The organism is Aquidulcibacter sp. (assembly GCF_020253525.1).
Classification (GTDB): domain Bacteria; phylum Pseudomonadota; class Alphaproteobacteria; order Caulobacterales; family Aquidulcibacteraceae; genus Aquidulcibacter.
On sequence record NZ_JADCBK010000010.1, the window covers coordinates 1 to 13,040 of the forward strand.

Genomic DNA, 13,040 nt, shown 5'->3' on the forward strand with positions numbered 1-13,040 from the left:
CGACGGTTGAGCCCTTAACGGCAGATATGTCGGATGTGAAGGACGCAAGCTCATCGGTGCCTTCAAGTCCGGTCAATTTGCTCACCACACTTTGAGTGGCACTATCAATCGTTTTACCACCCGCAACATAGAGCGCAGGCTTGGCATCGCCGGTCGAAGCCTCAAACGAAAGTGTTTCCAGCGACGTGGTTGTAATCCGCATGCGCTGTTGAATGGTTGGCGTGCCGCCCTTTGTGGCAGCAGGGATGGTGGTTTCAACACGTGAAAAGCGGCTTTCAAAACCAGCCGCCTCAAGCTTGTTATTGATGAAATTGGACACATTGCCGATGTTGCGCTCGGTTGAGCCCATTTCGGCAAGATTGATGTCGAAATTCGTTGTGACCCCGGCTTTGGTCACTTTCAGCGTAAAGCGGCGATCCCCTAAAAAACCCTGCGGGATAGAAGTCAAATCACCATTGACCAAGGGCTTGGTATCATATTGCAAAAGCCCTCTTGGGATGCCTTCGCTTTCATGGCGCGAAAGACGTCGACCGCCGATGAGAAATGCCCCTTCAAGCGTTGTCGCGGCAATATGCTTGTTGAGCTCTTCAATGCCCTTGTTCAAACGATCCTGCAGGCGCTTCCTTGTATCTGCGCTTACCCCGTCTTTGGCGGCGGCGTCGGCCAATGCCTGAAGTTTTTGGACACCATTATGGATGATGAAAAGGTCTCGATCATTTGGATCGGTGACTGCTGATCCAGCCCCTGTACCCAAATTTGTATTCACCAATCGGGTAGACCGTAGCGCTTCGGTTGCCAATTGCGACAAGGTTGGCGGCCTGCTGCGAGAGTCCCACGGGGCCATGCGGGCGATTTCACGCTGGGTTGGTGGCCCTGAGCGGACGCTGGGGGTGCCGGTGTTTACCAAAGACGATAAGTCAAGAGTTTGCACAGACGAGTTCGAAAACCCGCCTGAATTCAACAGACTAATGACATTGGCATTGATTGCCACCTTTTGCCGTCCTTACCTAGCCACACTAAATTCCAATTTTGTGAGCGTTTTTAAGCGCTTAGGATCGCCTAAAAAGGTTGCAATGCCCTTAATTTTTCCTCTTAGATTTGGGTTGGAAGGGGGGGCACGGCCCCGCGCAAGAAGACGCAAATTAGTCGCGCCCTTGATCCCATTTTCGCTTGTATTTGAGAATAATTCGCATATAGTGACGCCATGCCCCATTCACAGCCGATCCATGGTCTTGAAGCTGGTGCGCAACTCGCGCTCCATGCCATGCGCCGTGCGGCAGGACCTTCGGTTTTCCGCTGTCCGGTGACGGCAGAGCGGGTAGAGACGGCGCGGGCGGCCATGCGGAAACTGGCCAATCTCTTACTTTTGTCGGGTCGGAAATTGCGTCTGGGTGAATTGGGCAGTCTTGAGCCGTCGCCAGATGAACGAACCCTCTTGAATGCTTTGGCGGCGGCTCAAGCTCATGATGAAGATGCGCTTGTGGCGGCCCTGCGTTGGCTCGCTGGTTTTGAGCCTGGGCCTGACATGACCGAGACCACGAAAATTGCTGCTTTGGCCTTCGCGGAAGCGGGCTGGCGCTGGGGCGCAACCCAGAGCCCGCGTGCGCCAGAACCGCCCTTTGGCATGAGTCCGGTTCGGGCCGTTAGCTGACCCGAACCGATATTTTTCAACCTATTAGTTGACGATAATGCCCTTTGGTGGGCTGTCGCTCTGACCCGTAAAGCCATTAAAGCTCAATTCGTCGCTACCGGGCAAAGCTGTCACCTGCACGGTTTCGCCATCCTTGATCGCGCCGGACAAAATGAGGCGGGCCAGCGGGTCCTGCACATCCTTTTGGATCACCCGCTTAAGCGGGCGGGCCCCATAGGCAGGTTCATACCCCTTATCGGCCAACCAAGTTTTTGCCGCATCATCCAAAGCGATTTTGATATCGCGTGAGGCCAATAGAGCCTCCAAACGGCGCAATTGGATGGGAACAATCCGGTCCATTTCCGCCCGTCCCAAACGTCGGAACAGGATGATTTCGTCAATACGGTTGATGAATTCGGGCCGGAAATTACCCCGCACAGCCTCCATCACCATGGGTCGTACCACCTCAACATCTTCGCCATCATTCTGCTCAGCCAAATATTGGCTGCCCAGATTGGACGTCATGACGAGGATGACGTTCTTAAAGTCCACCGTTCGGCCTTGGCCATCGGTAAGGCGGCCATCATCAAGTACTTGCAACAGCACGTTGAACACGTCGGGATGGGCCTTTTCGACTTCATCGAACAGCACGACTTGATAGGGTCTACGCCGCACAGCCTCGGTCAAGGCTCCCCCCTCATCATAGCCGACATAGCCTGGAGGGGCACCGATCAGGCGACTGACCGAGTGCTTTTCCATGTATTCGGACATATCGATACGGGTGACCGCGCTATCGTCATCAAACAGGAATTCTGCCAAAGCTTTGGTGAGCTCTGTTTTGCCCACGCCAGTAGGGCCCAAGAATAGGAAAGAGCCGATAGGCTTGTTGGGATCTTGTAAGCCAGCACGAGACCGGCGCACGGCGTCAGAAACCGCTTCCAGTGCCTCTTCTTGGCCAACGACGCGGGCGCGCAAAGTATCTTCCATCGCCAATAGTTTTTCGCGCTCGCCTTCCAGCATGCGCTCGACCGGCACGCCCGTCCAGCGGGCGACAACTGCAGCGATCTGCTCAGCATCAACCACTTCATGCACCATGCTTTCGCCGCTGGTTTCAGCTTCTTTCAAGGCCTTTTCCAGATTGGGGATGGTGCCATATTGCAACTCACCTGCCTTAGCATAATCACCGCGACGCGTGGCTTCGGCGAGTTCGAGATTAAGCTTCTCCAACTCCTCTTTCAGCTTAGTCGCATCAGCCAGTTTAGCCTTTTCAAGACGCCAAGTTTCGGTCATGTCGTCGGACTTAGCCTGCAACGTGTCGATCTCGTCTTCCAGCCGTTCTAAGCGTTCGATCGAGGCAGGGTCCTTTTCTTTGCCGAGCGCAGAGGCTTCGATCCGCAATTGCATCAGCCTGCGGTCGATTTCGTCCAATTCCTCTGGCTTGCTATCGACTTGCATGCGCAAGCGGGCGGAAGCCTCATCCATCAAATCAATAGCTTTGTCTGGCAAGAAACGGTCTGCGATATAGCGTTTTGACAAAGTTGCCGCGGCCACAATGGCAGCATCAGAAATGCGAACACCATGATGGACCTCGTACTTTTCCTTCAATCCACGCAGGATTGAAATCGTATCTTCAACACTGGGTTCATCCACAAAGACGGGCTGGAACCGCCGCGCAAGGGCAGGGTCTTTCTCCACATGCTTGCGATATTCATCGAGTGTGGTGGCCCCAATGCAGCGCAATTGGCCACGCGACAGCGCGGGCTTTAAAAGATTGGAGGCATCCATGGAACCTTCCGATTTCCCGGCACCGACAAGGGTGTGCATTTCATCGATGAAGAGCACAATGCCCCCGTCAGCAGCTTCCACCTCGCTAAGAACCGCCTTCAAGCGCTCTTCAAACTCACCGCGGAATTTAGCTCCCGCAATCAGGGCACCCATATCCAAGCTCATGAGTTTCTTATTCTTGAGGCTCTCTGGCACATCCCCATTGACCATCCGAAGGGCGAGACCTTCAGCAATCGCGGTTTTGCCAACGCCTGGCTCCCCAATCACCACCGGATTGTTTTTCGTGCGTCGTGACAAAACTTGCACGCAACGGCGGATCTCATCGTCGCGGCCGATCACGGGGTCGAGCTTTCCGTCGCGCGCGGCTTGGGTGAGGTCGCGGGCATATTTCTTGAGCGCTTCATAATTGTCGTCTGCATTGGCGGTGTCAGCCTTGCGACCGCTGCGCATCATCCCGATCGCCGAATTGAGGGATGTTGGGGTTACTCCCGCCGCTTTGAGAGCTTCAGCTGCCTTCGTCGTGCGTGCTGTCGAGATGGCCAACAAAAGCCACTCGGCAGCAACAAAGCTATCGCCCGCCTTGCTGGCGGCATCTTCTGCGCCTTGCAGAATGCGCGCGGTTTCAGGTGGCATATAGATTTTGTCGTCGCCGCCTTCGACAACGGGAAGACCAGCCACAGCTACATCGGTTGCAAGCTTGGCTTCATCTGGCCGTCCACCAGCGGAACGAATTAGGCCTGCGGCCAATTGTTTGTCATCATCGAGCAATGCTTTGAGCAAATGCTCAGGCGTGAAATATTGGTGTTTGCGCTTGATGGCTTCCATTTGTCCGGCTTGAACAATGGCGCGGGCGCGTTCGGTGAATTTATCTAAGTTCATGGTGGCAAAGCCTAGCGTTAAGTACAGGGGTGACCTTGGAACAAGGATCGTTGCCCCTTCAGTTAGGTGTGGCCTTTGAGCAACACAAGGGGGTGCGGGCAACTCATTTTGGTGCGCGCTTCTTTCCCTTTTTGGCTGGGCTCTGAACGCTTTTGAGATAAGCAATCAGACCATCGATCTGATCGGGCTCAAACTGAAACTCTGGCATAGGTCCATGGCCAACCAAAATCCCTTCGCTAAAGGCTTCTGCTAAATTATCAATTGGATAGCGTTCACCGATGTTTCTAAAACGAGGGGCTTGCGGGTTTGGGCTCACCCCGCGCGTGCCGATGGCATGGCAGGCGGCGCAATGGGTTTTGGCCAAGGTACGGCCAAGCTCAATCGCATTTTGCTTTTCGGCAGGCGAAGCCGCCGAAACCGATCCGAACAGGCCTAGTGCGAAACAAAAGCTGAGTGCCAGTCGTGCGAACATGGGATTGCCTCTCCTTGGGTGTGATCCTTGATTCAGCCCCTCAACTTCCCACCATTGGCGACCAGTGTCCATGCCACTTCAATTCAGTCTGCTTCTTCCAGAATGGTTGGCAAAACCGTCAAAATACTGTCATCCTACGGACATAGCTGCATGTCAGCCTTTTAGGCGTCAACGCGCACAGGATCCCAAAAGCCCATATGTCCGATACTACACCCAATTCGTCCGCCCCGAACTGGCCCGCAATCGCTGCGATTTTGGGGGTGTTGTTTGTGACTTGTGCGCTCATTTACGGCTTGACGCAGAATGTCACCGTTACGGTGGCTGGTGCAATTGGGGCTGGGATGTCCTTGTTGATTGGATGGTGGCTGGGCGCTGACGCGACCAATAGCCTTGTCGCTTCCCAAAACCCGGTTGGACAAAATATGTCCCGCAAATCCGCAGTGGACGAAGCCGAGCGAGGGAGGGACGACGCGGCGTCTTTGGTACGCGATGCTGTGCGTTTTGCCCGCGCAGCGATAGAGGCGACGCCCAACCCGGTCTTGATCGTTGATTCAGCAGGTCGTTTGGTCGGCACCAATCAAGCCGCACGTGACCGTTTTTCCATTGATGCGGGTCAGATTCGTTTCAGTGCGGTCATTCGTCGTCCAAATCTGGTAGACGCGGTGAGCGACGTTTTCAAAACTGGCGTGACCCGCACCCTATCCATTGAGAGCCGGGTGCCAGTTGATCGCTATGAGCGTGTTTCGATTGCCGCTTTTGAGGCCGATGAAGAACGCTTCGTTATGTTGTCCATTCAAGATGAAACCGAGGCCCGCATGTCAGAGCGGATGCGGGCGGACTTTTTGGCCAATGCCAGCCACGAGCTGCGAACGCCTTTGGCTGGGATTATTGGCTTTATCGAGACGCTTCGGGGCCCGGCGCGGGATGACGCGGTCGCACGTGATCGGTTTTTGGAGATCATGCATTTGCAAGCAGATCGGATGAGTCGCTTGATCTCAGATTTGCTCAGTTTGTCCCGCATTGAGCTGAATGAGCATGTTGCCCCTACGGCTCGGTCGGACTTTGCAGCTGCGGTACAGGAAATCGTTGAGAGCTTGCCGCCGGATAAGCAACAGCGCATTCAGTTCAAGGCGGGCGATGATCCACTTTGGGTGATTGGTGACTGGGATGAAATCCAGCAGATCGCCGCAAACCTCATTGATAATGCTCTGAAATATGGCGGTCCGCAGTCTGACGTCCGTATCATTTTATCGGCTTGGCTCGACCGAGATTCTGCTTTGAAATCTGCGATGCGGGAATGGGATGGCGCGTCTCGCTTGCCACTGACCAGCCCCGAAGTCGACCGGGATCGGCTCTATTGCACGTTACGCGTGGAGGATTCAGGTCCTGGGATCGCGCGCCAACATCTGCCACGCTTATCTGAGCGCTTTTACCGAGTTGAAGAAACCGCCGCGGGCAAAAGTGGGACGGGTCTTGGCTTGGCCATCGTCAAACATATCGTCAATCGCCATCGCGGCGGTCTGGTGGTGGAGAGTGAGCAGGGCAGGGGCACTGCTTTTTCCGTCTATCTGCCACAGCCTCTAGAATTGGGTCCTGTACGGACAATGGCAGAGACCCAAGCTGGATAAGCCCCAACTCGCCGCCACTGTCATCGAACTGTCATAAAAATGTAATCTTGCCTTCTCAGCAAAGCCTTATGGGGCGGGGGAGAAATGGTGCCGGGTTGTCCGGTGGGGGCAATGATTCTTCATGGATACGTTTGCAGATGTGCCTGTAAGCCTGATTGCGGCAGCCATTGTGCTGGCTTTCGGCACATGGGCTTGGCAAACTGGTGCGACCAAAGCGCTGGCCATGGCCAATTCTGGTCAAGGTCGTCTGAACTCCTTGCCTGGGCATCATGGCTGGTATGCCGTTTTATGGGTCGTGGGCCCAGCCTTGGGTCTGTTGCTCCTCCATGAATTGATTGCGCCAGCGGCCATTCGCTCTCTCTTGTCGCATAGTCTTCCGCCGGAAGTTCTTGCACTGCCGAAAGAGCGGCTCGACCTTTTCTTTGCCGATGCCGGCAAGATTGCCTTTGGCGGTACACCCAGCCAGCGCACGCCAGACCTATTGGCGGCTGCAGAGGCCATGCGCGGGATTGCCGCCAATCTCAATATCGCCTTTGGACTGGGTGCCTTGGTGCTGGCTGCTTTGGGCTTTTTCCTGTCGCGTTCACATTTGGGCCGCGATTTTCGTGCCCGCAATGCGGTGGAGACCTGCATTAAAGCCGCGATGATGATTGCCTCGGGAATCGCCATCCTGACCACATTAGGCATTGTCTTGTCATTGCTTTTTGAGACGCTGAAATTCTTTTCAAATTACAGTCCAATCGACTTTTTGTTTGGCACGCAATGGAGCCCACAAGTCGCCATTCGGGCCGATCAAATCGGCCAATCTGGCGCGTTTGGAGCGGTCCCTTTGTTTGTCGGCACGGCGCTAATCATGCTGATTGCCATGGCAATTGCGATCCCAGTGGGGTTGGGCTCGGCCATTTATCTGTCAGAATATGCCAGTGCCCGTGCGCGGGCGGTGGTAAAGCCCGTGTTGGAACTTCTCGCGGGCATTCCGACCGTGGTGTTTGGGTTTTTTGCCCTTCTGACAGTTGCCCCCATCATTCGCGCGATTGGGACCAGTATTGGGCTCGACGTTTCGGCACAAAGCGCGCTGGCAGCAGGCCTTGTGATGGGGATTATGATCATTCCCTTTATCTCGTCATTATCGGATGATGTGATCAATGCTGTGCCCCAAGCCCTGCGGGACGGCTCCTATGCAATGGGCGCGACCAAGTCTGAGACGATCAGCCGGGTTGTGATCCCCGCCGCTTTGCCCGGCATTGTCGGCTCTGTCCTATTGGCGGTGTCAAAAGCGCTCGGTGAGACCATGATTGTGACCATGGCAGCAGGCCAGAACGCTAATCTGACGCTCAACCCTTTAGACATGGTGACGACGGTGACGGTTCAAATTGTGACCTTGCTGACGGGCGACCAAGAATATGACAGCCCGAAAACCCATGCAGCCTTCGCCTTGGGCTTTGTTTTGTTCTTCGTGACCTTGATCCTCAACATCATCGCTCTGCGCGTCGTTCAGAAATATCGAGACAAATATGAGTGACAACGCCGCCCCTTCTCGGACCGCGCTTCGGGATATTGTGAACCGTCAAATCAAGCGGCGTCATGCGGCCGAAACCCGCTTCCGTTGGTTTGGGATAACGATGGTCGCGACAGCGATTGCCGCCTGCGGTCTTCTTTTGCTGTCGGTGATTGCTCAATCCATACCGGCTTTGACCGAAAACCGTCTGCATGTGACGCTGCAAGTTAGCGCCGACAAGGCCGATCCCATGGGCAATCGGAACCCAACAGAGATACGCGAGCAAGGAAACTTCTACGGCTTGGTCCAGGATGCTCTCATCCAACGTTTCCCCACAGCCGAGGCCGACGGGAAGATAGATGACTTGTTTGATGTGGTAACTTCGCTCGCAGCCGTCCCCATTGGGCGCACTTTGGCGCAAGACCCCAGCCTCATCGGCAAGAGCTTGGACGTCTCTTTGCCGATCAATGACGACCTCGACTTATTTTTGAAGGGTGCCTATGGCAATACCCGGGTCAGCGAGGGCGAAGAACCTCTCACGGAAGCAAAGGCTGCCGACGGGACTTATACCTTGTCAGGGGGCCGTTCCCCTTTTGCAAAGCCCGTTGCCAATTTACGCGAAGATTTAGCTGTGGCCGCCAAGGAACTCGAAACCGCCCTTGGTCTCAAGCGTCAGCGTCTCAGTATTGCGCAAACCCAAGTCGCCGCCTTGAAGACGCGGGTTGCAGAACTGAAAGCCGCAAATGGGGCGGGTTTGGCCGCCGCCGAAGCCTTGGCTGATCAAGCCCAGACGCTTGTCGATAATTTGACCGGTGAGATCGAGGTCGATGTTGCCACAATTGCTGCCTATCGTGCCGCGGTAAAGGGCAATGGCGGTTTCATAGAGCTCAATGATGATAAGCCAAGTATTTTGGTCGAGGTTCGCGGTGCCACCTACAAGCTTACCCGCATCGCGCCAACTGCCGCCCAAGGCGTGCTGTTGGCACGCAGTGCCAAAGGTGCGACTGATTATGTCTGGCGGACGGTTCAGATTGCCACGCCGCAAAATGGGCGGGCCGTAAATGATGAAGTCATCGCTTTTGGCCGGCAATTGCAACAAGAAGGGGCTATTCGCCCCGCCTTCAATTCAACAATCTTCACCAATTCAGACTCAAACGAGCCCGAGTTATCTGGCATTCTTTCCGCCCTCGTTGGATCGATCCTGACCCTATTGGTGACCTTCTGCACAGCAGTCCCGATTGGGGTGGCAACAGCGGTCTATCTGGAAGAATTTGCGCCGAAGAATGCTCTGACAGATTTTATTGAAGTCAACATCAATAATTTGGCGGCCGTACCGTCCATTGTGTTTGGTCTTTTGGGGTTTGCGGTCTTTTTGACTTTCTTCAATATGCCACGATCTGCCCCAATCGTCGGGGGGATTGTGCTGACCTTGATGAGCCTCCCAGTCATCATCATCGCCTCGCGGGCGGCCCTCAAGGCGGTGCCTCCCTCTATTCGCGAAGCAGCCCTTGGCGTTGGCGCGTCAAAGATGCAGGCGATTTTTCACCATGTCCTTCCCTTGGCTATGCCGGGCATCATGACGGGCTCCATCCTCGCGATGGCCCATGCTCTGGGTGAAACCGCACCATTGCTGATGATCGGCATGGTGGCCTTTATTGCCGATGTGCCAACCGGCCTGACCGACTCTGCAACCGTATTGCCGGTTGAACTCTTCATGTGGGCAGGTCGTCCAGAGCGTGCGTGGGAGCCACGCACCGCCATGGCCATTCTGATCCTACTTCTCTTTATGATAGTGATGAACGCCGTCGCAATCTTCCTGCGGCGCAAGTTCGAGCGCAGGTGGTAAACCGATGACTACGTTCTCTCAATCGAACTCTGAAGCTCATGGCGAAGTCCAAGTCGGCCATGTTCAGCAGACAACGGGGATTCTTCCCGGCATTACCGCCAAAGTGCGTGCACGTGATGTCAATGTCTTCTATGGCGCCAAACAAGCGCTGTTTAACGTGTCTTTGGACGTGCCGGATGCATCGGTAACGGCCTTTATCGGCCCTTCTGGTTGCGGCAAATCAACTTTCTTGCGCTGCATCAACCGCATGAATGACACCATCGATTCCTGCAAAGTGACAGGCAATATCCAAGTCGATGGCCGCGATGTGAATGACCGCGCGATTGATCCGGTTGTGTTGCGCGCCTCAGTCGGGATGGTATTCCAAAAGCCAAATCCGTTCCCGAAGACGATTTTTGAAAATGTCGCTTATGGGCCGCGCATCCACGGCATTGCCAATGACAAGCAAGGGCTTGAGCGGATTGTTGAGCAAAGCCTGCGTAAGGCTGGTCTGTGGGAAGAAGTGAAGGACCGTCTCCATCAACCGGGCACGGGGCTGTCTGGTGGTCAACAGCAGCGTTTGGTGATTGCGCGCGCGATTGCGGTCAATCCTGAAATCATCCTGATGGATGAGCCATGCTCGGCCTTGGACCCGATTGCGACTGCGAAGATTGAGGAATTGATCGATGAGTTGCGGCAGAATTTCTGCATCATCATCGTTACCCACTCGATGGCGCAAGCTGCGCGGGTTAGCCAGCGCACGGCCTTTTTCCACATGGGCAAATTGGTGGAAGCGGGGCCAACTGAAGAAATCTTCACCAATCCCCGCGATAGCCGCACCCAAGACTATATCACTGGTCGATTTGGCTAAACCTTTGGCACGAAATGTCGGTGCCCCTGAAAGTAAGTTGAGATGACAGAACATACCGTCCGCGCCTTTACCGAAGAATTAGAAGCCCTTGGTGCCGACCTTACCCGAATGGGTGGCTATTCGGAGCAAGCTTTGAGCGACGCGGTTACCGCCATTGCTCGCCGCGACGCAGGTCTTGCTCGCACCGTGATTGATGGTGATAAGAAAATCGACGAGCTCCAACGCGAGATTGAGCGGAAGATCATGCGTCTTCTGGCTTTGCGTCAGCCACTGGGGCGAGATTTACGCCAGACTGTAGCTGCCTTGAAGCTTGCCGGCGACCTGGAACGTATTGGCGACTTGGCCAAAAATATCGCCAAACGTGCGCTGACGATTCAGGAGTTTGACCCCATCGCCCTAACCCGCAGTGTCGAGCGCATGGGCAAGATCGCCGTCACCCAACTCAAGCAAATCCTCGATACGTTTGCCTCGCATGAAGTGGCGGGTGCCGTTTCTGTCTGGATGCAGGATGAAGAGCTGGATGAGCATTATAATTCGCTGTTTCGTGAGTTGCTGACCTATATGATGGAAGATCCCCGCATGATTGGTCCGGGCGCGCATTTGTTGTTCGTCGCGAAGAATATTGAGCGGATTGGTGATCACTGCACCAATATGGCCGAAGTCATTTATTTCCTCGAAACCGGTGAAGACATTGGCACAGACCGCCCGAAAGCTGTCGACCCTGTCATGCCTCCTCTCCCACCATCACCTAATCAGGAGCCATCATCATGACCCCTTACGTGCTAGTCGTTGAAGACGAAGACGCGCTGGCAACTTTGCTGCGCTATAATCTGGAGAAAGATGGCTATCACGTCGGTGTGGCGGTTGATGGGGAAGAAGCCTTGATGATGGCTTCAGAACGCCTGCCAGATTTGGTCATTCTTGACTGGATGTTGCCAAAAGTGCCCGGTATCGAAGTCTGTCGCCGGCTGCGCGCAAAGCCGGATGCGCGCAATATTCCCATCATCATGTTGACGGCGCGTGGCGAGGAATCTGATCGGATTCGCGGCCTTGATACGGGTGCTGACGACTATGTCACCAAGCCATTTTCGACGACGGAGCTATTGGCGCGGGTTCGTGCCGTGCTGCGCCGCATTCGTCCGGGGTTGGCAGATGACCGTCTGGTGTTTGGCGATATTGTGGTCGACCGCGTTTCTTACCGTGTGAAGCGGGGCGAGCGCGATGTTCATCTGGGGCCAACAGAGTTCCGCTTGCTGGACTATTTCATGCAGCATCCAGGCCGCGTTTTCTCGCGCGAGCAATTGCTCGACGCAGTTTGGGGCTCAGATGTCTATGTCGAAGCCCGCACGGTGGATGTCCACGTCGGTCGTTTACGCAAAGCTTTGAATGAGGGCGACGAAGTCGACCCAATCCGCACCGTACGCTCTGCTGGCTATGCGCTAGATAAGGCGAACTAAACAGGCCTTTACTCGGGTTTGCCCGGGAACCAATCGGGATGGGCCAGTTCAAAACGCTCAAATAAAAAGCCTGGCGCGACAACACAGCTGACCAAGGTCCAAGCCCCAAGGCTTTCAGCGGCTTGCCAAGCCCCTGCAGGCACGACGGCCTGCGGTTTTTGACCTGCCCGCAAGTCCGGCCCTAAGCGGTGCGCATAGGCCTTTTGACCATCTTCGCTAATGCTCAAGGCCAATGGGCCGCCCGCGTGCCAGAACCAGTGTTCGGCTGCATCAACACGGTGCCAAGCAGAGACTTCGCCTGCCTGCAGCAGGAAGTAGATACTGGTAGAAAAACCCCGCTCTTTAGGGCCTGCTGGGTCGCGAAAGGTTTCAACATAATGGCCGCCTTCTGGATGCGGCTGCATGCGCAATAACGCGATAATCTCAGAAGCCGATAAATCGCCAGAGAGCGCCCTCTGCATCAAAAAATATCCTTCATCTGACGAACCCGCGCAAAGGCCTCAAAGGCCGCTGCATCACCTGCCACGCCGATTGCCGCCCGAACGCTGGGAAGGTCTGCTCGGACAAATGGATTGGTTGCCCGCTCAAGCCCAATTGTGGTCGGTACTGTCGGTACATTGTTCGCGCGCAGACGGGTTATCTCCTCGATCCGGTTCATCAGGGCTACATTGTCGGTCTCAATCGTCGCGCAAAAGCGTGCATTGGCAGCGGTATATTCATGCGCGCAATAAATGGTGGTTGCATCTGGCAGCGCCATAAGGCGCGAAAGACTATTCCAAGCTTGCTCCGCGGTGCCTTCAAACAAGCGCCCACAGCCCAAGGCAAACAAAGCATCGCCAACAAAAGCCACTTGGTCTTCGGCAAAATGAAAGGCGATATGGCCTAGCGTGTGCCCGCCGACATCCATAACTTCTGCGCGACTCTCGCCTAAGGCAATACTTTCGCCTGGTTTGACGATGCGGGCGAGGGGGCTGATCCGCGCATGGACTTCTTCA

The 13,040-nt window shown here is 55.1% G+C and carries 11 protein-coding genes and 1 pseudogene; 7 read left to right on the top strand and 5 right to left on the bottom strand.

The genetic code is table 11. From position 1 onward, the window contains the following. A partial coding sequence (locus tag IOB61_RS01525) for a hypothetical protein (RefSeq protein ID WP_290811170.1) occupies positions 1-991 on the bottom strand: 991 nt, incomplete at its 3' end. Between the two features lie 213 nt (positions 992-1,204). Here IOB61_RS01525 and IOB61_RS01530 point away from each other — a divergent pair. Further along, complete coding sequence (locus IOB61_RS01530) at positions 1,205-1,651, top strand: hypothetical protein (protein ID WP_085338984.1); 447 nt, start codon at positions 1,205-1,207, stop codon at positions 1,649-1,651. A 24-nt stretch (positions 1,652-1,675) separates the two neighbouring features. On the opposite strand, the gene clpB is transcribed toward IOB61_RS01530, so the two are convergent. Further along, complete coding sequence (gene clpB / locus IOB61_RS01535; RefSeq protein WP_290811175.1) at positions 1,676-4,294, bottom strand: ATP-dependent chaperone ClpB; 2,619 nt, start codon at positions 4,292-4,294, stop codon at positions 1,676-1,678. A gap of 103 nt (positions 4,295-4,397) precedes the next feature. Then, positions 4,398-4,766, bottom strand: coding sequence for a cytochrome c (locus tag IOB61_RS01540; RefSeq protein ID WP_290811178.1), 369 nt, complete (start codon positions 4,764-4,766; stop codon positions 4,398-4,400). Between the two features lie 197 nt (positions 4,767-4,963). Between IOB61_RS01540 and IOB61_RS01545 the strand changes: the two genes are divergently transcribed. The 6 genes and pseudogenes from IOB61_RS01545 to phoB all read left to right on the top strand — a co-directional run bounded on the left by IOB61_RS01545 (position 4,964) and on the right by phoB (position 12,045). Then, the gene (locus tag IOB61_RS01545; protein ID WP_290811181.1) at positions 4,964-6,394 is read left to right on the top strand and encodes an ATP-binding protein; all 1,431 of its coding nucleotides are present in this window, start codon (positions 4,964-4,966) and stop codon (positions 6,392-6,394) included. Between the two features lie 121 nt (positions 6,395-6,515). Beyond that, positions 6,516-7,916, top strand: coding sequence for a phosphate ABC transporter permease subunit PstC (pstC, locus tag IOB61_RS01550; RefSeq protein WP_290811184.1), 1,401 nt, complete (start codon positions 6,516-6,518; stop codon positions 7,914-7,916). After that, complete coding sequence (gene pstA / locus IOB61_RS16780) at positions 7,909-9,738, top strand: phosphate ABC transporter permease PstA (RefSeq protein ID WP_367272786.1); 1,830 nt, start codon at positions 7,909-7,911, stop codon at positions 9,736-9,738. The genes pstC and pstA overlap by 8 nt, the downstream gene beginning before the upstream one ends. 100 nt (positions 9,739-9,838) lie before the next feature. Then, positions 9,839-10,588 (top strand): annotated as a pseudogene (gene pstB / locus IOB61_RS01565) (phosphate ABC transporter ATP-binding protein PstB); the annotation flags it as partial. A gap of 42 nt (positions 10,589-10,630) precedes the next feature. After that, positions 10,631-11,359, top strand: a complete 729-nt coding sequence (gene phoU / locus IOB61_RS01570) for a phosphate signaling complex protein PhoU (RefSeq protein ID WP_290811187.1) — start codon at positions 10,631-10,633, stop codon at positions 11,357-11,359. Next, positions 11,356-12,045 carry a phosphate regulon transcriptional regulator PhoB gene (gene phoB, locus IOB61_RS01575; protein WP_085338992.1) on the top strand — a complete coding sequence of 230 codons (690 nt, stop codon included), beginning with the start codon at positions 11,356-11,358 and terminating at the stop codon, positions 12,043-12,045. The genes phoU and phoB overlap by 4 nt, the downstream gene beginning before the upstream one ends. Before the next feature lie 8 nt (positions 12,046-12,053). Here phoB and IOB61_RS01580 read toward each other — a convergent pair whose 3' ends face one another. After that, a complete protein-coding gene (locus IOB61_RS01580; protein ID WP_290811192.1) occupies positions 12,054-12,506 on the bottom strand; it encodes a cupin domain-containing protein in 453 nt (150 codons plus the stop codon). Further along, a partial coding sequence (gloB, locus tag IOB61_RS01585; RefSeq protein WP_290811195.1) for a hydroxyacylglutathione hydrolase occupies positions 12,506-13,040 on the bottom strand: 535 nt, incomplete at its 5' end. The genes IOB61_RS01580 and gloB, both read right to left, overlap by 1 nt.